19 protein-coding genes, 2 tRNA genes and 1 rRNA gene are annotated in these 20,946 nt (G+C 43.1%); 13 read left to right on the top strand and 9 right to left on the bottom strand.

What is annotated here, in order from left to right; genetic code table 11:
• The first annotated feature begins 72 nt into the window (after positions 1-72).
• Entirely contained in the window at positions 73-774 is a 702-nt protein-coding gene (locus T487_RS0112120) for a GntR family transcriptional regulator (RefSeq protein WP_242848064.1), read from the top strand.
• A 71-nt stretch (positions 775-845) separates the two neighbouring features.
• On the opposite strand, the gene T487_RS0112115 is transcribed toward T487_RS0112120, so the two are convergent.
• The 6 genes from T487_RS0112115 to T487_RS0112090 all read right to left on the bottom strand — a co-directional run bounded on the left by T487_RS0112115 (position 846) and on the right by T487_RS0112090 (position 6,730).
• Complete coding sequence (locus tag T487_RS0112115) at positions 846-1,643, bottom strand: ABC transporter permease subunit (RefSeq protein WP_031577399.1); 798 nt, start codon at positions 1,641-1,643, stop codon at positions 846-848.
• A gap of 11 nt (positions 1,644-1,654) precedes the next feature.
• A complete protein-coding gene (locus T487_RS0112110; protein WP_031577398.1) occupies positions 1,655-2,449 on the bottom strand; it encodes an ABC transporter permease subunit in 795 nt (264 codons plus the stop codon).
• Complete coding sequence (locus T487_RS0112105) at positions 2,450-3,337, bottom strand: ABC transporter ATP-binding protein (protein ID WP_031577397.1); 888 nt, start codon at positions 3,335-3,337, stop codon at positions 2,450-2,452.
• A gap of 99 nt (positions 3,338-3,436) precedes the next feature.
• Positions 3,437-5,113, bottom strand: coding sequence for an SWIM zinc finger family protein (locus tag T487_RS0112100; protein WP_031577396.1), 1,677 nt, complete (start codon positions 5,111-5,113; stop codon positions 3,437-3,439).
• Between the two features lie 25 nt (positions 5,114-5,138).
• On the bottom strand, positions 5,139-5,534 hold the full coding sequence (locus T487_RS0112095) for a hypothetical protein (RefSeq protein WP_031577395.1): 396 nt from the start codon (positions 5,532-5,534) through the stop codon (positions 5,139-5,141).
• Positions 5,531-6,730 carry a class I SAM-dependent methyltransferase gene (locus tag T487_RS0112090; protein WP_031577394.1) on the bottom strand — a complete coding sequence of 400 codons (1,200 nt, stop codon included), beginning with the start codon at positions 6,728-6,730 and terminating at the stop codon, positions 5,531-5,533. Before T487_RS0112090 ends, T487_RS0112095 begins: the two co-directional genes overlap by 4 nt.
• 144 nt (positions 6,731-6,874) lie before the next feature.
• Here T487_RS0112090 and T487_RS0112085 point away from each other — a divergent pair, with 144 nt between their 5' ends.
• The 4 genes from T487_RS0112085 to T487_RS0112070 all read left to right on the top strand — a co-directional run bounded on the left by T487_RS0112085 (position 6,875) and on the right by T487_RS0112070 (position 11,040).
• Positions 6,875-8,041, top strand: coding sequence for an MFS transporter (locus T487_RS0112085; protein WP_031577393.1), 1,167 nt, complete (start codon positions 6,875-6,877; stop codon positions 8,039-8,041).
• 50 nt (positions 8,042-8,091) lie between these two features.
• Positions 8,092-9,003 (top strand): GNAT family N-acetyltransferase, encoded by a 912-nt coding sequence (locus T487_RS0112080; protein WP_031577392.1) that lies wholly within the window; start codon positions 8,092-8,094, stop codon positions 9,001-9,003.
• 19 nt (positions 9,004-9,022) lie between these two features.
• Positions 9,023-10,264 carry an MFS transporter gene (locus T487_RS0112075; RefSeq protein ID WP_031577391.1) on the top strand — a complete coding sequence of 414 codons (1,242 nt, stop codon included), beginning with the start codon at positions 9,023-9,025 and terminating at the stop codon, positions 10,262-10,264.
• Positions 10,265-10,413: 149 nt separating this feature from the next.
• Positions 10,414-11,040 (top strand): nucleoside/nucleotide kinase family protein, encoded by a 627-nt coding sequence (locus T487_RS0112070; protein ID WP_031577390.1) that lies wholly within the window; start codon positions 10,414-10,416, stop codon positions 11,038-11,040.
• A gap of 61 nt (positions 11,041-11,101) precedes the next feature.
• On the opposite strand, the gene T487_RS0112065 is transcribed toward T487_RS0112070, so the two are convergent.
• Positions 11,102-11,722, bottom strand: a complete 621-nt coding sequence (locus T487_RS0112065; RefSeq protein WP_031577389.1) for an SOS response-associated peptidase — start codon at positions 11,720-11,722, stop codon at positions 11,102-11,104.
• A 10-nt stretch (positions 11,723-11,732) separates the two neighbouring features.
• Entirely contained in the window at positions 11,733-12,833 is a 1,101-nt protein-coding gene (locus T487_RS0112060) for an iron-containing alcohol dehydrogenase family protein (RefSeq protein WP_051651706.1), read from the bottom strand.
• Between the two features lie 178 nt (positions 12,834-13,011).
• Here T487_RS0112060 and T487_RS0112055 point away from each other — a divergent pair.
• The 7 genes from T487_RS0112055 to T487_RS16505 all read left to right on the top strand — a co-directional run bounded on the left by T487_RS0112055 (position 13,012) and on the right by T487_RS16505 (position 19,546).
• Positions 13,012-13,087, top strand: a tRNA-Lys gene (locus tag T487_RS0112055).
• A gap of 140 nt (positions 13,088-13,227) precedes the next feature.
• Positions 13,228-13,303: transfer RNA gene (locus T487_RS0112050), tRNA-Lys, on the top strand.
• A gap of 232 nt (positions 13,304-13,535) precedes the next feature.
• Positions 13,536-14,669 carry an aminopeptidase gene (locus tag T487_RS0112045; RefSeq protein ID WP_031577387.1) on the top strand — a complete coding sequence of 378 codons (1,134 nt, stop codon included), beginning with the start codon at positions 13,536-13,538 and terminating at the stop codon, positions 14,667-14,669.
• Between the two features lie 31 nt (positions 14,670-14,700).
• Entirely contained in the window at positions 14,701-15,954 is a 1,254-nt protein-coding gene (gene aroA, locus T487_RS0112040) for a 3-phosphoshikimate 1-carboxyvinyltransferase (RefSeq protein ID WP_036909486.1), read from the top strand.
• A gap of 259 nt (positions 15,955-16,213) precedes the next feature.
• Positions 16,214-17,497, top strand: coding sequence for a uracil-xanthine permease family protein (locus T487_RS0112035; protein WP_031577385.1), 1,284 nt, complete (start codon positions 16,214-16,216; stop codon positions 17,495-17,497).
• Positions 17,498-17,763: 266 nt separating this feature from the next.
• On the top strand, positions 17,764-19,320 hold the full coding sequence (locus T487_RS0112030; RefSeq protein WP_051651705.1) for a UDP-N-acetylmuramoyl-L-alanyl-D-glutamate--2,6-diaminopimelate ligase: 1,557 nt from the start codon (positions 17,764-17,766) through the stop codon (positions 19,318-19,320).
• Positions 19,321-19,372: 52 nt separating this feature from the next.
• Positions 19,373-19,546: a hypothetical protein gene (locus T487_RS16505; protein WP_162178258.1), complete on the top strand. Its 174-nt coding sequence runs from the start codon at positions 19,373-19,375 to the stop codon at positions 19,544-19,546.
• 104 nt (positions 19,547-19,650) lie between these two features.
• On the opposite strand, the gene T487_RS0112020 is transcribed toward T487_RS16505, so the two are convergent.
• Positions 19,651-20,214, bottom strand: coding sequence for a cob(I)yrinic acid a,c-diamide adenosyltransferase (locus T487_RS0112020; protein ID WP_031577383.1), 564 nt, complete (start codon positions 20,212-20,214; stop codon positions 19,651-19,653).
• A gap of 531 nt (positions 20,215-20,745) precedes the next feature.
• Here T487_RS0112020 and T487_RS0112015 point away from each other — a divergent pair.
• Positions 20,746-20,946, top strand: a 16S ribosomal RNA gene (locus T487_RS0112015); the annotation flags it as partial.

The following is a 20,946-nucleotide window of genomic DNA, read 5'->3' as shown; positions in this document are numbered from 1 at the left end:
TGTCACCGGAATGGGTGACGGATATAATAAAAGCAGAGGAAACAGAAGAAGATGGGAGGATTACACTTGGATGTGAAGTATAAGGTGATCTGTGAAGAGATTGCAAAGAATATCAGGGAAGGCTTATATCAGGATACTAAAAAGCTGCCTACAGAGGAAGAGCTCATTGAGCAGTTTGAGGTATCCAGAAATACTATCCGAAAAGCCATAGACCTCCTGACAAGAAAAGGTCTTGTGATTCCCATCCAAGGCAGCGGTGTCTTTTTAAGAAGTGTGTCCATGGATGGAGCCATCAATCTGGAAGACTTTCATGGTCTTACACAAGGATTTGGAGAGAACCATGTCACAACAAAAGTGAACAGCTTCAAACTTATTGAAGCGGATGAGAAGCTTGCTCAGGTGATGCAGTGCGAAAAAGGCACACCCGTGTATTTCATCGAAAGACTGAGAAGCGTGGCGGGCGTCCCCTATGTTGTGGAGTATTCCTACTACAATAGAGAGCTGATTCCATATCTCAGTGAGGAAATCGTGAAAGGTTCTATTTACCAGTATGTCCGGGAAGAACTGAAAAAATCCATCGGATTCGTAGACCGTGTCATTACAGCAGGAGTGCTCAATGAGCATGATGCCAGGGAACTGGGACTGACACCCGGGGAACCATCTCTTATATCCACCAACCGGGCATTCTTAAAAAGCGGAGTGATTTTTGATTACTCCATAGACATACATAACTACAAAGAAACCAAATTCTTGAAGCTGTCCAATTATCTATAGAAGCTAAAACACCAGAGTCTGTTCATAAAACAGTCTCTGGTGTTTTTTGTTTCCGGTATGATATATACGCACTACATTCGAAGATCCCGTTTCTGAAAGAAGTGAAAAGCGGCAGTCAGGAGTCCTCCAAGAAGAAGGACAAGCAGTGCGATATAGAGAAAAGGCAAAGAGGTCTCTTCCAGAAGATCCTTCACCGGGAAATAGCGAAAAGGTGTCCACGGCCGAAGAAGGGCGGGAGAATCCCATAGATCATAAAAGAGGCCTAGTATGAAGGTGCCTAAGGTGATGCCCATGGAGATTCCAGAAGATTTCCTCTCTTCTTTGAGACTTGCGGCAAAAAAGAATCCAAGGGCGAAATAGAGAAGCATCAGGAGCCACAGGGTAAAGCTCTCCTTGAGGAGCACCAGATGGGAAAATTCCTCATTGGCATACAGGTAGAAACTAAGGAGCGTTGTGCCGTGGAGAAGCAGCACAAGAAAGCTCAGAAGAAAGATACTGGCGAGTGCTTTATAAAATAAAATGGAGCTTCTCTTCAGAGGCTTCACCAGAAGAAACTCCCCTGTCTTTAAAAGTTCTTCTTTTGCTGCAAGCCTGTTTCCTAAGGTTACGGCATATAGAATCCCTCCGAACACCACATAAAAATAGATGATACCATGAAACTCCAGAGCATTTGATATGGAGAGTCCGTTCATGCCAAAGAGCACAAGCAGTGCTTTTGGCATGGCCTCGAGAAATACAGTGAAGTCCTGTCCAGTGTCTTTCATGATGGGATAAGCCATCATGGATAGAAATACTGTCAATGAGAGACCTGCAGTCCAGTAGAAGAAGAAAAGACGTTCAAATTTCAGCTCTTTTTTAAATAGATTCATCAGTCATCCCCCTATCCTGCTGAAAGCGCTTTACGATTCAGTGCTGCGAAAGAAAGAAGCAGAAGAAGAGAGGTAAGGATCAGAGTGAATAGAAGAAAAACTTTGTCGTAGGATGCACTTCTCATGATTTCAGAGACATCAAAGTAACGAAAAGGCGCGGCAAAGCGGAGATAGTCTTTTTGGAGCACCTGACTGACCATGGACATAATGTAAAAGGAAGAAACAACACCAATGGCGCTGGAACTGAAAAAGCGCACTTTCCGTTTCATGATTCCCATGAGAAGACCCAGGCTGTAGAAGAGCATCTGGAGGAAGAATGCGGAGAACACGATGAGAAAAGTGATGCCTGGATTTCTCTCCTCTGCGTAGAGATTCTCCATGAAGAGAGCTGCCAGAAGGAGAAAGAACGTAAGAAGCACCATCAGAAAAAAGGCTGCAAGACCTTTTTCCAGAAGAACCCTGGATCTTTTTACAGGTTTTGTGAATAGAAATTCCGAGGTGTTTCTTGAAATCTCTTTCCCAATGGCAGTGAGTCCAAGACGCATACTGTAAATTCCAAGGGCGAGAAGGAGGTAGCCATAGACATAGCCAAGATAGCCGTGGAAACTGAGAAGGGTATCCAGTTCTATGGCAAAAGCTTCTAAGACTTCTTTGGGATAGACAGCCAGTATTTTTTCATAGGCTTCTTTTTCTTTTAGAATAGAAGGGTACATGAACAGAAAAAGAAGGAGAGTTACGGTGAGGGAAACAACCCAAATGAGAAAGGCTTTTTTCTCTGTTTTTAGAGTCGAACGAAATAGAGGCATTTACATCTCCTCCTTTTCATAGTAGTGAAGAAAAATCTCTTCCAGGCTGGGCTCTTCGATGAGAAGATTCTGAAGATCAAGATGCTGCAACAGAGATAAAATCTCCTTCAGATTTCCTTTATATATGAACTTCAGCTCCTGCTCCTTCTCTGAAAGATCTTTCACCCCAGGAAGGTGCATAAAAAGTTCTCTTGAAGAATCCTTGGTTTCCACTGTGATTTTCTTGTAGTTTTCTTCCCGAAGAGATTTCATGGTGCTTACTTTTAGGATCTTCCCTTCTTTGATGATGGCAACCCGATGGCAGAGCCTCTGCACTTCACTGAGAATATGGGAGGAGAAGAAGATGGTCTTTCCTTTGCTGTTTTCTTCCTGCAGCAGCGCGAAGAATTTTTGCTGAATAAGAGGATCCAGGCCCCCAGTAGGCTCGTCCAGAATGATGAGATCCGGATCATGAAGCAGTCCTTGGACAATTCCCACTTTTTTTCGGTTTCCATAGGAAAGATCCTCGATTTTCTTCGATAGATCCAGCTCAAGCAGCGAGGACAGTTCGGTTATTTTATGGGTGCAGTCTTTCTTGTAGAAAGAAGCGGAGTAGTATAAGAGCTCCTTCACTGTCATGCCTTCGTAATACGCAACCTCGGAGGGGAGATACCCCACTTTTTCTGCAATTTTCACAGCGCTCTTTCTGATGTCCATTCCAAAGAGACTGATTTCACCCGCAGTCGGATAGATGAGGCTCAGCATGGTTCTGATGGTGGTGGATTTTCCGGCGCCGTTGGGACCGATAAAACCGAAAATTTCTCCTCGATTTACCGTAAGGGAGACATCCTCCACCCCTCTTTGCTTCCCATAGTATTTTTTCAGTCCTGTGATTTTGATGATTTCCATGGCAGTCGCTCCTTTGATTGAAGTATAAAAAAGCTGTAAAACAGACAAAAGCAAAGAACCTGCATCGTTTCATAAGGTGCAAGACTTTGCTTCTTTTATTTATTCAGGTATATAAGGTCCGCTTTGGCTGTACGAGTCTTTCAGTTCAAAGAGAATTGCGTGCAGTGATTTTTTACTTTTGTATCTCATGACAAGATTCATGATGGTATCGTTCCCCAGCTTCGTCTGGCCATAGATATAAAGCTTTTCCACCAGCTGGGCAAGGTACTCGTAGTCTCTTTTTCCGTTGGCAGTGATGGCAGAGTCTTCGATGAACTCAGAGAGAATCCTGGAAGCTTCGAGATTATACTCAGGACTGAGAAAATCATAATGTTCTGGTATGAACTCTTTGTTTTCTTCAATATAAGCCAGCAGTCTTCTTTTGTCCTTTTCTTCCAGAATGATTCTTTTGTAGACACCCTTCAGGTTCTTCTTCACATCTTCGTCTTCGATGATTTTTTCATAAATACCTTGCCACTCCATGGGGCTGATGCTTCTTTTGAGATCGGTATAGGCTCGATATTCTCCTAAGGCCAGGAGTTTTTTTGTGACCTCCACATACTGTTCCTGGTCGTGGAGAAGCTTCAGGATACTCGCTTCCATGTATAGCCAATGGATGAGTTCATCCCAGTTTCTTCCTGCTTTTTCAATTCCGTCCCGGACAATGAGAAGGGCTTCATGGAGTTTTCCCCGTGCGAGGTAAGACTCCGCATCCATAAATCGGAACTCCGGAACGGAGGGGTTTTCCCGCCTCAGCTCTTTGGCTTCCTCAGCTTTTCCAATCATCATGAGGAGCTCATACTCCAGGAACAGAAGATTGTTTTTGTCATAAGGCAGTACAGTATCTTTTTCATAGACCAGAAGAAGTGTTTCGTAGTAGTGGTCAAAGTCTTTTTCTGTGGTGATATAATCCTTCATGATTCTTAAAAGGGTGGTGATATTACTGAGATCTTTCAGTGAAACGCAGATAGACCGAAGGGACTCGAAAATCATCTGGGATTCCCGCACTGTATATTTTTTTTCGGCAAGGGGGAAGAGGGCCTCCTGATAGACCTTGATGTAATGGCTGTTGAAGAGAAAGCTCTCCATTCCAATGCTTGGAAGACTGACCATTTCAAAGAGAAGGAGATAAAGAAGTGTGGCTCTCAGATAGTTTCTTTCCTTCGCTTCGTGCCTGGCCTCTTCATGGGCAGAGAGGATCCTGTTGAAATATCGGGAAAAGGCCTCTTTACTGCTGGTAGGTTTCAGGCTGTGATAAAGAGAGAGCAGTTCTTCTCTTGTCTCCCGGATAAACTCCTCATCGGTGGAACTTAAAAAGCTCTTTCTGATGATGACGGGGATGTCTTTATAATAACTTCTTAAAGACAGAATAAATTCAATGAGTTCTTCTTTGTCGGCGCCGTCAAGAATCTCCTTCAGATTGCTCTTGGTATTTTTCAGGGTAGCTTTAGGCGTTTTATCCACAGTGACTTCTTTTATGGGTTTTTCAGCCCATTTTATCAGCAGCGCAAGAAGGTGCGGGCATAGGATCTCTTCACGATTACAGCTGCAGCTGTAGTTTTTCACTTCCTGATCTTCCAGAAGAATTTTCTGGATATAGTCCATACCATCTTCTGTGCGTGCCTGAAGAAGGTTTTTCCGGTAGGTGATCTTTCCGATACTGTTTTCTTTCAGAAGTTTCTTTGCTTTGATTTTGGTCAGTTCTGGGGCATCACTGATTAATTTGGTTATCTTCAATAAAACCACCTCCTGGTATCTTTGCTTAGTTCATGGGAAAAGGAGTGAATCCTTTCAGGAACTGCAGAATGAGAATATACATCAGACCCAATAGCAGGGCATTAAAAAGCACCATCACCAAGAATTTCTCCTTGTTCTTTCCGGTAGACAGTCCATACAGATAGAGGCCATCTTCCAAAGCCAGAGTGAAGATCAGGATATAAAGCACATAATAGGTTCTGAAATAGACGGAACCGATAAAGGGCAGGAAGATCCAGGGAAGAAGATAGCTGAGATAAAACCGGTTGAAAAGACGGATGCCGTTCTTCTCCTTCTGATAGATTCTGTTTAGTGTATAGGGTTCCTTGGAGCCGATATGGATCATGGCAAGGAAAAGAATGACCATAAGGGTCACAAGAAGCCCAAGGGTATAAACCATCATGTGAAATCACCGAATCCTTCTCCGGTACCATAGGTATACTGGTCCAGATAATAATTGAATGCAGGATAGATTTGAAGCGCCTTTATCAGTGCGGCAGCTTCTTTCTCGGCCTTTTCGTTTCGGTTGCCTTTTTTCATCGCCCGGATCATGAGGTTTTTCGGGGTCTCCAGAGGAGAAATATACTCCACAATGGAAACTTCGTATCCATGGGATTCGAGAAGCAGTCCTCTGAGACCATCGGTGAGGGTATCTGCAAGTCTTGCTTTCAGGATTCCGTGCTTCATAATGCCTTCAAATGGTTCATAAGAGTAAGTTTTCAGCATTTCTTTATGACAGCAGGGCACAGCCACGATGAAATCAGCTTCCTGATAGACCCCATAGGAGAGGGCCATATCTGTGGCGGTGTCGCAGGCGTGAAGAGACAGAACCACATCGATTTTTCTGGAGTCTTTAAAGTCTTTCACATCCATGGCGTGGAATTCCATATTGCGGTATCCGAGCTCTTTCTGAATCTTTCTGGAGGTTTCGATGACTTCTTCAGAAATATCAATGCCGATGAAATGGCATTTCATGCGGAGCACCTCTGTTAAGTAGTAGTTCAGTACAAAGCTGAGATAGCTTTTTCCACAGCCCACATCCATGATATGGATGGTTTCCTGTTTTTTCAGAGTTTCAAAGTTTTTACTGAGAAGCTCCACATAATGGTCAATCTGATTGTACTTTCTGATCTTGTCATTTTTGACTTTCCCATCCTTGGACATAATGCCAATGGCTTTCAGAAGAGGAGCTGCTTCTTTTGATTTTATGAGGTAGTCTCTGGTCAATAGTGTGGATGTTTCCTTTTCTTCCTTAGAGGTTTCATATTTCAGTGCTTCGCTGTTCATGGAAACGCCTTTGGTACTGGCCTCAATGATGAGCTTCGTCCCTCGTTCCTTATAAGTCAGAACAAGGCTGTCATAGTGCACAGATTCTTTTTTTATGTCCTCCAGGACATCGCTGAAAGACAGAAGCCTCGTGACTCCATTATAGTTATAGGAGAGTGTATCCTCCTCATTCAGAAGGCCGATTCCTTTGAATGACTTTAAACCAGCTTTGAACCGCACATCAATCTCTATGAAAATCTCTCTGTTTTCGTTGAATCTGCTATTGAGACCAAGGAAAAAGAAAGCCATCTTATCCAGGGTTGTTTTATTCATTTTTTACACCTCACTGTTTCTGAAGAGCAGTACTTCGGGAATTAATTTACCTGCCGCTTCTATTATATTATATCCCAATGGCTTATAATAATGTATATATTCGGGCGAAAACTCCCGATAGATTATGAAAATGAGGTACATTTGATGAAAGAGACGAAAGTGAACAAGCTGGGGGTTTTCCTGTTATTCACCCTGATGTTCCTGGCTCCGTTTATAGAAAATACAAGAGGGATTTTCATCCCCATCTTCAAGGAGGATTTTTCGGTGTCCAATACCGCCATTTCTTCCATGATCACGGGAGTTTCCCTGGCAGGTATGGCGGTCACCTTCATTGGAGGAGCGCTCATTGAGAAGCTTGGACAGAAGAAGACGGTGCTTCTTGGTATCCTCTGCCTGATTCTTGGTATGGTCCTCCAAGCCCTCTCCAACAGCTATTTTATGTTCTTTGTTGGATTTATCCCGATCATTGCGGGACTGAACATATACAGTGTAGCATCCAACACCATGGTGCCTTTGATCTTTGTGGGGTCTTCCACTTTGGCCATGAACCTCTTCCATTTTATGTATGGGGCGGGCTCGACGGTCTCGCAAAACGCCATAGGTGTTCTTCTTGATTATGGTATCACTTGGAGAAGCATCTATCTGTTTATCGCCGCACTTTACGTGATTGTGCTGCTGGCGTTCAAGTTCACCCGGTTCCCGGACAAGCAGCGGGTTCCCGTAAAAGAGGGAGAGGTTTCGGTCTTTAAGAATCCGAAGCTTTATGTTTTCGGCGCAGCGCTTGGATTTTATGTATTTGCGGAGCAGGGGATGTCTTTGTGGCTCCCTAATTATCTGAAAGAGGCCTTTGGGCTGAGAGAGAGCATTGGTGCGAGATACCTGGGTGCTTTCTTCCTGCTTTTTGCTGTGGGACGTCTACTAGGCGGATTCATAGTACAAAAAACAGGGGTCATGCGTACCGTGATTTTCACAGAGATTGCGGCACTCCTTCTGCTTTTTATCGGGGTGTTCTTTGGAAACTCCTATCTTTTTGTCATCAGTATTTCAGGACTTTTCTTCTCCATCGTGTTTCCGTCCACCATGTCTCTGGTATCTAAGATTTTCAAAGAGAGACCTGGCATGGCAACGGGGTTCATCATGACTATGGTGGCATTTATCCTGAACAGCATGAACCTTTTGATGGGGATTCTCATGGATGAGATCGGTCCAAGGCTTGCCATCTTCCTGCTGCCCCTTTCCATGGGGATATCGCTGTGTCTTATGGTCTTCATCAGAATCAAGACAAAAAACAACGAAACAGCATTACAGTAGAAAATCTTATAGAACGGAGACAGAAGTGAATGGAAAAAATGAAACTTACTATGGAAGAGATTAAAGACACAGAGGGAAAAGAGTATATTTTAAGAGATACAGACCGGATCACCATCGGAAGATTTACCCTTCTCGAGAGAAATCTGGGACAGAAGAATATGATGATCCGACTAAGATTCTATAAAAAAGACCGGATTTTATTGCGGGAGGCCCTAAGGATCATGACCAGGACCTTTCTGAAAGATGGCAGTATTTACAAGGTGAATGTGCTGGTGGCGGATGAAGTGTCCACCCTTCCATTTACAGAGCTCGGCTACACTTTAGAAGGAATACTGGTGGGGAACCGCTATGAGAATTCACTCATCAGCAATGAGTATGTTTTTGGAACAGACCAGACACGCTTCAATCAGCTGAAAGAATTCAAGCTTCTAGCGCTGGACGGAGAAAGGGTGCATTTGAGCCTTGCTTCCCCTGAAAAAGCACAGGATTATCTTCAGTACTACATGGAGAACAGAGAATTTCTTAGGCCTTATGAACCCCAGAGAAGCCCGGAGTTCTATACTTTGGAGGGTCAAAGAAAGTCTTTGGATGAGAGTTTCAAGCAGTATATGAACGGACAGGCCATCAATTTCGGTGTATATCTTGAAGGGAAGCTTATCGGCAAGGTGCAGCTCTCCAATCTGGTCTACGGAGGACTGAGAAGTGCACATCTTGGTTATGCGCTCCATCGGGATTTTGAAGGCAAAGGCCTCATGCAGGATGCGCTTCAGGCTGTAATCCACTACGCTGAGGAAGAACTGATGCTTCACCGGCTGGAAGCTTCTACGCTCCTCTTTAACGAGCGGTCACAAAATGTCCTTAAAAAACTTGGATTCACCTATGTGGGAAAGAATGAGAAATATCTTTATATCAATGGCAAATGGCAAGATCACTATACCTTTGCACTGATTCTAAATGGATAACGCGTTAGGAGGAACTTTTATGACGAAAGAAGAAAGAAGCTGGATCTTGCAGGATTTCGGCAACTCAGCCTATTCCATCACCATCACCACAGCAATTTTACCTATATTTTTCAAGGGGGTTGCCGCCAGCCAGCTGCCTGATGCTACCTCCACGGCCTATTGGGGATATGCCAATTCTCTTGCAACGCTCCTCATAGCACTTCTGGCTCCTCTTCTGGGTACCATTGCGGATTTTAAAGGGGTGAAGAAAAAGCTCTTTGCCGCATTCACTCTGACTGCAATCATCTCCTCGGCGCTTCTTGCCACAGTGGGAGAAGGTCAGTGGATTTACGCACTTGCCATTTATATCATCACTGCCGTGGCGTTCAATGGATCCAGCATCTATTATGATGCTTTCCTAACGGACGTCACCACAGATGACCGTATGGATGACATATCTTCTAAAGGATTCGGATTTGGTTATCTTGGCGGAACCATTCCTTTTGTGCTCTCCCTGGGACTGATTTTAAGTGCTGAAAATCTGGGGCTCACGGTGACCTTTGCCACCCAGATGGCTTTTCTCATCACGGCACTCTGGTGGATGATCTTCACGGTGCCCATGCTGAAAAATGTGAAGCAGAAATACTATATTGAAGGAGAACCTTCTAAGATCAAAGAAAGCTTTTCTGCGCTCTGGAAAACCCTTCTGGAGATCACAAAGAACAAAATGGTCCTGTATTTTATGATTGCCTATTTTTTCTATATTGATGGTGTCCATACTGTCATCACCATGGCCACGGCCTATGGGGTGGATGTGGGTGTAGATTCTGACAGGCTTCTCATCATTCTTGTGGCCATTCAGCTGGTGGCATTTCCCTTTGCAATTCTCTATGGAAAACTGGCTAAGGTTTTCGGTGCAAGGAAAATGATTATGGCAGGAATCATCACCTATACGGTGATTTCCATCTATGGCTTCTTTTTAAAGACAGAGCTGGATTTCTGGATCCTTGCTATGCTTGTGGCCAGTGCTCAAGGGGGGATTCAGGCTCTTTCAAGGTCCTATTTTGGAAAGCTCATTCCAAAGAACAAATCCGCGGAGTACTTCTCTATTTTCAATATTTTCGGTAAGGTCTCCTCGATTTTCGGTCCTCTTCTGATGGGGATCGTCATCAGTATCACAGGTGAGACCAGACATGGAATTTTGAGTCTTATCATCCTTTTTATCCTTGGAGCTTACTTCTTCCTGAAGATCAAAGATGAAAAAGTGGAGGAAATTGCCTAGGATTTTCTCTTGAATTCTAAGCACATTCTCTATATACTTATTGAAGTGTTGAAAGAGCTTAGAAAAGAAATATTTTAGATACACCTCGGAAGAAATCCATTCTGCCTTTCTGGTGCAACGGATAAAGCTGAGAGTTTATGGAGGTTAATATGAATTATAACGGAATTATTATTTTTGGAGAAATGGGTTCAGGTAAGGATACCCTTGCGGACTTCATCATTGAAATGGAACCGAAGACCAAGAAGTACGGTTTAGGAGACATCATCAGAAACATGAAACCCATCGTTTCTATTTCCCCAGAATGGTCTGGCAATGAGAGAGGGTTTTTCCAGCTGATGGCGGATAAACTGCGGGAAATTGACATGAATATTCTCAATAAGTATGCCTTGGCAAAGATGATCACCGAAAATGCTGAGCTTCACAAGGTAACCCAGGAGAATAAATGGGAAGACCTCTATGAGAATCTGAGAAGAGTCAATGAGAACATTCTTCCAATGATCGTTGGCGGCCGTACGAAGGATGATTTCGATTTCTGGAAGAAGGCTGGTTTTCTGATCGTAGGCATCACGGCTACCAAAGAGAACAGATTCCACAGACTGGCCATCCGTGATGGGGAGGAAGTCGCAAAAAACAGCAATCCAAACCACAATACAGAAAAAGAAGTGGCATTGCTTGTAGATAAAGCAGACTTCATCGCCAATAACGATGGAAGCCTGGAGGATCTTATGGAAAAAGCAAAGGAAGTTCTTGAGTTCTTCCATAACAAAGAAGTATAGAATGATTAAAGCCCCCTGTTTTTAAGCAGGGAGCTTTTTTTTGCGTATTTCATCAGAGATTTCAGAAGAAAGAAAGCTGCTCCTCTTTGCTTGCGCGCTCAATGAGAAGATTCAGGTTCCTTTTATTTAGGATCTCCTTGATTTCTTCTGGAGAAGCCTTCGGATCGAGAAATCTACGGATATCATTTTTGTCCAGAATAAAAGGGGTTCTTTCATGGATTTTTTTCATCTCACCTTCTGAAGCCGTGGTGATGATGGAAAAGTGTTCGGTGATGGAACCGCTGCTGTCTGGAAATTTTTCTTTCACCGCCCCCATGAAAAAGAGGGAATCTTCGGTTCGGATGAGATGCTTGATTTTCTCTTTTCCCTGCCACTCATAAAAAAGCGAAGCAGGAACCAGACAGCGCTCTTTCAAGGCTGCCTGCCTGAAGAAGGGCTTTTCAAAAAGTGTTTCCTGTCTGGCATTAAATACCAGTTTTTTACCCAAAGGAAATCCCCACAGATTTTTCTGAAGGCTGTCATGACCTGCGGTAAGAGAAAGGCTTCCGGGATAAAAATCCTGCTTCTCCTGGACAAAGGATGACAAGCGGTCTTCCTGATACCGCTCCTTCACTTCTCCGATGACATCCAGAAGGTTCTTGATATCTTCCATGGTGAGTTCCAGCTGAAACCGTCCGCACATAGCTTCCTCCTTAAGGGGTGAGTATTGTCTTGTAGATTTTGATCAGGTCATCCCGAGACACTTTCTCCGGATGGTTTTTCAGTTTTTTCTCATTGGACAGAAGACCGTTCACATAACGCCGGATCTCCTCCTGAGTAAGTGTCAGAGGTTTCATGGGAAGAATTTTCTGAAGTATACTAGAGAGCTCTTCCACCGATGAAACGTTGATGAGGGAAAGCATCCTTTTCAGCTTGTCGCACTTTTTGAAGACCTTCAGGTATCCGGGATACAGAATTCCATTGGCAACGCCATGGGGGATGTTCTTCTCGTAGGTGAGTGGATAGCCCATACCATGGGGGAGACTGGTGCCGGTGTGAGAAATGACCATACCTCCGATGGTGGATGCAAGGAGCAGCTTCTCCCGCATGTCAATGTTGCAGTCCATATTTTTCAGGGGTTCGATACATTCGCCAAATAAGCGCAGTCCTTTTTCAGCCAAGGTGTCTGTAAAAAGATTTGCTCTTGTATTGAGGTATCCTTCGGCCAGATGCGAAAAAGCGTCCACTGCAGTACATACAGTGAGTTCATAGGACATATTCAGCGTGTATCTGGCATCGAGAAACGCCAGAACAGGGAACACCTGCTGTCCGATGTTCTTGTTCACACCCTCTTCCGGCATGGCCAAGATAGAATAAGGATTGGCCTCTGAACCTGTGCCAGCAGTTGTAGGTACTGCTACAATGGGAATCCCTTTGAGGTTTTTCCGGGAAAGAAGCTCTTCTTTTGAAATATCATGTTTGAACAGGATGGAGATGGCTTTTGCCGCATCAATGGCAGAACCGCCTCCAACGGCAAGGATGAAGTCAATGCCTTTCTCTTTGTTTTCGCGATAGGCTTTTTCCACGGTGGATAGGGTGGGAGTTTCTTCGATTTTGTCAAAAATGACATATTTGATGTTTTCATTTTCCAACGCCAGAATGCTGTCCTCCAGTGAGCCGTTGAGCTTCGAGGAAGTCTGACCGGTGATGATCAGGCACTTTTTGCCAAATTCGCGGAGTCTTAGGCTGTTCTTCACCAGACAGCTTCTACCGACGATGATGGAAGTGGGCATATGGAATGTAAATTCGAACAATAAGATTACCTCCTAAATTATGTTCATCTCCAGAACCAGAACTCCTTGAAATTCAGTGGAAATGGAGTAGGGTAGACCTGATTGTGAAAGAGCGGGAGTGTGGTAAGAACAAGAAAATCCTATTCTTCTATTGACAGAAAACAGTAGAATAAGTATAATAATCTTTGTCAGTAAACAAGGTTGATTAGCTCAGCTGGTAGAGCATGCGACTCTTAATCGTAGGGCCCAGGGTTCGAACCCCTGATCGACCACCATTAAATCCGGTGTATACACCGGATTTTTTATTCTGATTCTGCCTGTTATCGACAAGGCGTTCAGAAGTCGCTGAAATTATTTTTAAAAAGATATTGACAGTGCATCCTATACCCGATATAATAATTTTTGTTGTTTATATGGTTGATTAGCTCAGCTGGTAGAGCATGCGACTCTTAATCGTAGGGCCCAGGGTTCGAACCCCTGATCGACCACCATTTGAATCCGGTAGATTTACCGGATTTTTTTATTGTTCTTTTTGAGGCAAGTGCATCCGCATGAGCCTCTTCTTTTATTATAAGGGAGAACTTTGAATATTGTCTTAACGTTTCTACGGACCTGGCAAGAATTTTGCATGAACGCAGGGAGGCTCTGGAAATGTTTCTTTTCTAGGATGTGGAAGCACTCTGATGTATAATGGAGAAAACAGAAGCATTGGAGTGAAAAACGATGAGAGATGAAAGACTTGAAAAATTGGCGAAACTTTTGGTGAAGTACTCCACGAAAGTGACACCAGGAGACTTTGTGTACATACGCTGTGACGAGGTAGCAACACCTTGGGCAAAGGCTGTGGCAAGGGAAGCGGTGAAAGCAGGAGGTCATGTTGAGGTTGTACTTACGTCAGATGAAATCCAGGAAGTGATTTTAAAAGAGTCCACTGAAGAGCAGCTTCGGGAGGGGAATCTTCTTAATGAAACTCTTCTTGCCAAGGCGGATGTATGGCTGACTGCATGGGGGTCAAGAAATCCGAAATTCGGGACGAATATTCATCCGGATCAAGTGAAGTTCTCCTCTATCGGGGCTAAAGGTTGGAGAAAGCTTTATTCAGAGCGTATGGGAGATGGATCATTAAGATGGTGCGGCACTCAATTTCCAGCAATGGGAGATGCTCAGGAAGCGGGCATGAGCCTGGAAGAGTATGAGGATTTTGTCTACGGTGCAGGACTTTTATTCGAAGAGGATCCTGTGGCCGAGTGGACAAAAATCTCAAAGGAGCAGGACCGCTGGATTGCCTATCTCAATACTAAGAAGACAATCAGAATTGTGTCAGAAGAGACGGATGTCACAGCAAGTGTGGACGGCAGAGTCTGGATCAACTGTGATGGCCAGGTGAATTTTCCGGATGGAGAGATTTTCACTTCTCCAGTGGAGGATTCGGTGAATGGACATGTTTATTTTGAGTTCCCGCTGATCTATGCAGGAAAAGAAATTCAAGGAATCAGATTGGAGATTGAAAAAGGAAGAATTGTAAAAGCTTCTGCAGAAAAAGGAGAAGAGCTTCTCATGACCATCCTGGATACAGATGAAGGAGCGCGAACCTTCGGAGAGCTGGCCATTGGAACCAATTATGGCATTAAGAACATCACAAAAAATATCCTCTTTGATGAGAAGATAGGCGGAACCTTCCATATGGCCATTGGAGACTCTTTTCCAGAAGCTGGAGGGATGAACAGAAGTGTCATTCATTGGGATATGATTGGCGAGCTTCGTAAAACAGGACGGATTTATGCCGATGGAGAACTTTTCCATGAAAATGGACAATTCCTAACGGAAGTGCTGGAACGTTTCGAGAAGAGTCTGTAAAAAAGCTGCACAAAAGAAAGGGGGAATTTAGGTGATTAAAGAGCTGAATGCAAAATCTGTTCAGGGGGAGATCACAGTGCCGCCGTCTAAGTCCTATGCCCATAGAGCACTGATCGCCTTAGCGCTTTCTAGAGGGAAGGGTGTTGTCTATCCGGTGGATCTATCCATGGACATTATGTCGACTCTGAAATGTCTGGAAGATTTGGGCGTGGATTTCTTTATTCGTGAAAAAGAAGTACACATGGATGCCAGAGGATTCGGGAACAGGCGGGACCGTGTTCTGAAACCGGAAGAGTCTGGTTCAACCCTTCGTTTTTTCATTCCCATCACGTTGCTTTTTGATGAAGTGTATGAGTTCAGAGGAAGCACAAATCTCATGAAGAGACCACTGACTGTATATGAGGAACTTTTTGAGGAACTGGATGTGACTCTTTACCGGGACAGTATGGAAAGTCTTGTGGTAAAAGGGAAGCTATTACCTGGACATTTCTCCATGAGAGGGGATGTGAGCTCTCAGTTTATTTCCGGGATGCTCTTTGTTCTGCCTTTGCTGGACGGTGACAGTACGCTGACGGTAACTGGAAACCTTGAAAGTGCAGGTTATGTAGCCATGACACTTCGTGTCATGGAAGAGTTCGGGGTATTTGTGGAGCGGGAAGGAAACACCTTCTTTGTTAGAGGAAATCAGAGTTATACAGCAAGAGATTATGAAGTGGAAGGGGATTTCTCTCAAGGGGCTTTCTTTATGGCGGCAGCAGCTCTTGCAGGAGAGGCGCATATAAAAGGGCTTTCTCATGACTCTGTTCAGGGAGATCGGGAAATTGTGAATATCCTTGAGAAAATGGGAGCAGAAGCACTTCGTACTGAGGATGGATATAAGGTAAGGAAATCTGAACTTCATGGTATAGAAGTGGAAATCTCTGACATTCCGGATCTGACACCGGTTCTTGGGGTGCTTCTAGCACTTTCGAAGGGTGGCGGAAAGCTTAAAAACTGCAGAAGACTCCGTTACAAAGAGTCCAACCGTATCGAGTCCACCATTGAGCTGATCCGTTCTCTAGGAGGGCGGGCGGAGCTGGATGGTGATGATATTGTGATAGAAGGCTGCGAAATGCTTCGAGGAGGAACCGTTGATACTTATCATGATCATCGTATTGTCATGGCCAGTGCGGTGGCTTCCTTAAGGTGTGAAGGGCCGGTGAAGATCTTAGGATATGAAGCAGTAAATAAATCCTATCCGGAGTTTTTCCGTGATTTTTCTGCGCTGACCTCAGGTGAAGAGTAAAGTAAGGATAAAAAAGCGTTGGAATAAGCTGTAATGGAAAGTATAGGATTAGTTTGAATTTACTCTTGATGAATAAGACTCCATGTGCTATACTTCTTTAGAAGAAATCTTTAACAAGGTCCAGAGAGGCCAAGAAGATGGTAAGCATGAATCAAAGAATACGTAGGCTTATTATACCTCTTGTCTGTTTGGACAAGAGGTTTTTTTATGCAATTATATTTTATTAATGGGTACAGGGATACCCAATAAGGAGGAAAACATGACAACAATTACAGCAAAAAACAAACTGGAAGTTCAAACGGAACATAAATTTTTCGAGGTGACTTCACCAAAAGACATCATACTTGCTCTCCAGCATCTCATAGCGATGTTTGGTGCAACTGTTCTGGTTCCAATGCTGACTGGAATGAATCCATCCATTGCACTTCTAACAGCGGGTATCGGTACACTGATATTTCATTTTGTCACTGGTGGAACAGTACCAGTATTTTTAGGATCTTCCTTTGCCTTTATCGCGGTGATCAACAGCGTTAAAGAAGCAAATGGTGGGGATTATGCTTATGCGCAAGGTGGTATTGTTGTGGCAGGTCTTCTGTATGTACTGGCTTCCTTCATTATGAGGAAAGTGAAGTATGAGAGTCTGAAAAAGATTCTTCCTTCCTATGTCGTAGGACCTATGATTATGGTCATCGGACTGACACTGCTGCCAACCGCATATAGCATGGCTCAGGGAAATCTGATTATTGCATCTGCGACACTTCTTACAGCGCTTGCATTGAATCTCTTTGGAAAAGGAATGCTGAAGCAGCTTTCTATTATCATCGCTGTAGTGGTAGGGTATATCGTTTCTCTGGCGTTGTCTCAAGTAGACCTTTCTATCATCACAAGCGCACAGCTCCTTCAAATACCGACCTTTACCTTACCTAAGTTCAATCTGGATGCAGTGTTAACTATTGCACCTGTAGTACTTGCGGTGTTTATGGAACACGTGGGAGATATCACAACAAACGGTCAGGTGGTAGGAAAAGATTTCATCAAAAATCCTGGATTACATAAGACACTTCTGGGTGACGGTCTTGCAACTGCATTTGCTGCGCTCATTGGTGGACCAGCGAACACAACCTATGGCGAAAACACAGGTGTGCTGGCGATCACGAAGAATTATAATCCTGCGATCCTGAGACTGGCTGCAGTGTTTGCTATCGTTCTGGCATTTGTAGGTAAACTTGGAGGAACTCTTAGAAGTATTCCAACTCCAGTCATGGGAGGAATCAGTGTCATCTTGTTCTCTATGATTGCTCTGATTGGTGTAAAAACTTTAAAATCAGCATTCGAACAGAAAGAAGTGAAAGTAGAGGCTAGAACAGTGATTACAGCGATCGCTATCGTAGTGATCGGACTGGCACCAACTTATCTTCCAGCAGAAATGGCTTCCTTCTTCTCCATCAGACTGACAGACAACATCGCGTTGAGCGGACTGAGCCTGGCGGCGGTCGTGGGTATCATTCTCAACAGTCTGTTCGGTCTTGTAAAGAAAGCATAATAAAAGTCGGAGCTTGGTACTTCCACTTGGAAGTATGCAGTTAGATTTAGACGAAGTGACCTTGTCCGAATGGGATGAGGTCACTTTTTTTCCGCAAGAGTGGATGTGAGCTTTGACTGCTCTCTCCTGTATCAGAAGAATATCGGATACAGTCAGAATACATCAGGGCAAATTCTCAAACCGATGAATCCCAAAACCTTTCAATTCAGAGTAGAGTGGGATCGGTGAATGAACACAACAATAGGCGATGGATGAGATTGGCCTGATTGTTAAATGCCATAAAAGTCATGTATAATGAAGTTGATTCAAATGAAAGTGAGGTACTAAGTTATATAATGCGGATTTTAGAACTATTGGATGGCATCGACTTAATTGATGATGAATTGTATAAAGAAACCGCTGATATGGAAATAGAAGAGCTGGTGTATGATTCCAGAAAAGCGGGGATACAGAAAGTATTTGTTGCGTTGACAGGACTTGATGTGGATGGCCATGACTTCGTAATGAATGCATATGAAAAAGGAGCTAGGGTTTTTGTTGTAGAGAAGAATGTGGATCTCCCTGACGATGCTGTTGTGTTCGTTGTAAAGAACTCTCGTAAGGCTCTTTCTCGAATGTCAGCGAATTTTTATAGTCATCCCTCTAAAAATATGACAATCATAGGTGTGACAGGCACAAAGGGCAAGACCACAGTCTCTCATTACATTAGGGATATATTGGAGTCTAACGGGAACCCTTGCGGTCTCATTGGAACTGTAGGTGTATTTTACGGAAATGTTATGGAAGACACTGCTAATACTACGCCAGAAAGTTATGAGCTTCAAAGAATTCTTAGAGATATCTATAACCAGGGGATAGATACAGTCGTCATGGAGGTTTCTTCTGGGGGACTCATGATGCATCGAGTGGATGATATCCACTTTAAATATGGTGTTTTTCTCAATTTGACTCCTGACCATATTGGCGAAAAAGAGCATCCAAACTTTGAACATTATCGAGATAGTAAAGCGAAGCTTTTTCAGATGGCTGAGATTTCCATCATTAATAATGATGATGAGTATGCGGATTTCATGAAATCTGTCACAGTGGGAGAACTGAAGACTTTTTCTTTAAAAACAGAGGGTTTCTATAGAGGCTTGAATGCTTGTGAAGGAAATACACTTGAGACGATGGGAACGCAATTTGATTTTGTTCATGGAAAATTGTCAATGCCTATGTTTCTTCCTCAGCCAGGTCTTTATAATTTATACAATGCCTTAGCTGCAATCAGCGTTGCAGTTGAGATGGGTGTAGAATTGGGTAATGTCAAGAAAGCTTTACTGGAAGTAAAGGCTTCAGGACGATTTCAAATTATGAATAATCTAGATGGTGTAATTGGGATTTTGGATTACGCGCACAACAGAGTTGCTCTGTTGAATCTTTTAAGGACTGTGAGATCCTACAACCCCCAAAAAATAATTCTTGTAGTTGGATCTGTCGGGAATAGGACGAAGGAAAGACGAAGAGAATTAGCTGAAGTCGCAGCAGAGTACTGTGACATTACAATTCTTACTGAAGATAACCAGGATAGAGAAGATCCTCTTCAGATTACTAAAGAGATGGCGGAGTATATGAAGGATGGGGCTTCGGAGGTATATATTGAAGTAGACAGAAGAAAAGCGGTACTACTTGCGCTTACTTTAGCGCAGAGGGGAGATGCGATTGTCCTTGCAGGTAAGGGGCATGAAACATATAATCTTGTTTGCGGGAAAAAAGTCCCATACAGTGACGAAAAAACTTATATTGAAATGGTGGAAGTTGTAAGAAGAAACAGGGAATCTTAATTCAGGTTTCAGGGTAGATTAAAATAGAGCGGAGCTGTTATGAAGGAGCTCCTTGAGAAAAGAGATGGAGTACTATACGGGTTCTATCTCTTTTTTTGGTGAAGCAAGTATAAAATATGAAAAAGGAGCAGCTGCAAAACTAGACCTAGTTTTGCAGCTGCTCCTTTTCGTGCAGGAAAGAAAAAGGCTGGAAATTATACTCATACCCATAAGAAGTCTCGTTTAATGCCAAACAAAAATTGAAGGCGAAAACAAAGAAGAATCAAGGCGTGAATACGAGATTAGTGATGAAGGCATGAAAGTCTATACAATAGTCTGACTTAAAGTAGATTAGCTATTCCAAGGAGAGGTTTCAATCTCTTCTCCACCTAGCTCCTGGTTTAGGAATCTGGCAACAGTAAATAGATAATCAGAAAGTCTGTTCAAGAATTTATAACATTGAGGAAAAGGATCAATATTTTCTTCTAGCAAATACCGTACGAATTGTCTCTCACATCTTCTGGATACAGAGCGGACCACGTGAGCATAGGTTGCTTCTTTTGCACCAGAGAAAAGTATGAATTTAGTCTGGGGTGGCATCAGAGCAGTGAGTTCATCAATTTTCGCTTCCAGCATGGCTGGGTGAGTTTCATTGAATCTGACAATAGTAAATCCGGAAGAAATTTCTGTTCCTAGGTTATAGAGTCCGTTTTGAATGAAACGGATGAATTCCATTAGCTCTTGTTTTTTATCAAAAGCTTTTCCTTCTTCTATAAGGGAGTTCAAATATCCAAGTGAAGCGTTCACTTCATCGATTTGTCCGTTCAGTTCTATTAAGGAAGATGATTTGGGGATTCTCTTTCCACCGAGAGTTCCGGTAGTGCCTTGATCCCCTGTTTTTGTTACTATTCCCATAATTACCTCCAATTAGTTTTATTACCTCTATTATAATGAACTGAAGAGGGCTTGTGTCGAAAACAATGTAAAATAAATGAGAATAATCATGAAGTGTGCTACTTGTTTCTTTGATGATTTGTTGTATAATTACAAGTACTTCAAAGTATTCTTTTGTGGTGTTTTCTACAGATGAGTATGCTTTGAGGTGAGTTATCAGACAAGTTTTTAGAATACAGAAGAAAATGTCAGTGATCAACTCAATTGAGTTTCAAGGAGTATCAACTGAACTCCAGAAAAAATGAACATTTTCCTAAAAAAAACGAAAAAACCTGTTGACACTAATTTGCCTGAATGATATTATATAGAAGTCGCCTGATGAAAGCGACAAACACAAACAAACACAGTTCTTTGAAAATTAAACAGAATATAGGTAAAAAACCAAAGTAATTCTTTTTGAGAAATCAAAAAAACCACTTTCTGAAAAGAAAGTGCGAACTTCATGAAAATGAAGTTCAGAAGCTAGTGTAATGAATAGCTAGTTCAAACTTTTAAATTGAGAGTTTGATCCTGGCTCAGGACGAACGCTGGCGGCGTGCCTAACACATGCAAGTCGAGCGGAGAATGCGGATATGTTTACATGGAAGCGTTCTTAGCGGCGGACGGGTGAGTAACACGTGGGTAACCTGCCTCAAAGTGGGGGATAGCCTTCCGAAAGGAAGATTAATACCGCATAAGCCTACAGTGCCGCAT

Origin of the sequence: Proteiniclasticum ruminis DSM 24773 (assembly GCF_000701905.1) — a bacterium.
GTDB classification, from domain to species: domain Bacteria; phylum Bacillota; class Clostridia; order Clostridiales; family Clostridiaceae; genus Proteiniclasticum; species Proteiniclasticum ruminis.
This window is presented reverse-complemented; position numbering and strand designations above follow the sequence as displayed.

Excerpts from the sequence above, each read along its gene's own strand:
- T487_RS0112115 (WP_031577399.1), bottom strand. The coding sequence starts at position 1,643 with ATGAATCTATTTAAAAAAGAGCTGAAATTTGAACGTCTTTTCTTCTTC.
- T487_RS0112110 (WP_031577398.1), bottom strand. The coding sequence starts at position 2,449 with ATGCCTCTATTTCGTTCGACTCTAAAAACAGAGAAAAAAGCCTTTCTC.
- T487_RS0112105 (WP_031577397.1), bottom strand. The coding sequence starts at position 3,337 with ATGGAAATCATCAAAATCACAGGACTGAAAAAATACTATGGGAAGCAA.
- T487_RS0112095 (WP_031577395.1), bottom strand. The coding sequence starts at position 5,534 with ATGATGGTTTATACCCTTGGGCTTCTTGTGACCCTTATGGTCATTCTT.
- T487_RS0112090 (WP_031577394.1), bottom strand. The coding sequence starts at position 6,730 with ATGAATAAAACAACCCTGGATAAGATGGCTTTCTTTTTCCTTGGTCTC.
- T487_RS0112085 (WP_031577393.1), top strand. The coding sequence starts at position 6,875 with ATGAAAGAGACGAAAGTGAACAAGCTGGGGGTTTTCCTGTTATTCACC.
- T487_RS0112080 (WP_031577392.1), top strand. The coding sequence starts at position 8,092 with ATGGAAGAGATTAAAGACACAGAGGGAAAAGAGTATATTTTAAGAGAT.
- T487_RS0112075 (WP_031577391.1), top strand. The coding sequence starts at position 9,023 with ATGACGAAAGAAGAAAGAAGCTGGATCTTGCAGGATTTCGGCAACTCA.
- T487_RS0112070 (WP_031577390.1), top strand. The coding sequence starts at position 10,414 with ATGAATTATAACGGAATTATTATTTTTGGAGAAATGGGTTCAGGTAAG.
- T487_RS0112065 (WP_031577389.1), bottom strand. The coding sequence starts at position 11,722 with ATGTGCGGACGGTTTCAGCTGGAACTCACCATGGAAGATATCAAGAAC.
- T487_RS0112045 (WP_031577387.1), top strand. The coding sequence starts at position 13,536 with ATGAGAGATGAAAGACTTGAAAAATTGGCGAAACTTTTGGTGAAGTAC.
- T487_RS0112035 (WP_031577385.1), top strand. The coding sequence starts at position 16,214 with ATGACAACAATTACAGCAAAAAACAAACTGGAAGTTCAAACGGAACAT.
- T487_RS0112020 (WP_031577383.1), bottom strand. The coding sequence starts at position 20,214 with ATGGGAATAGTAACAAAAACAGGGGATCAAGGCACTACCGGAACTCTC.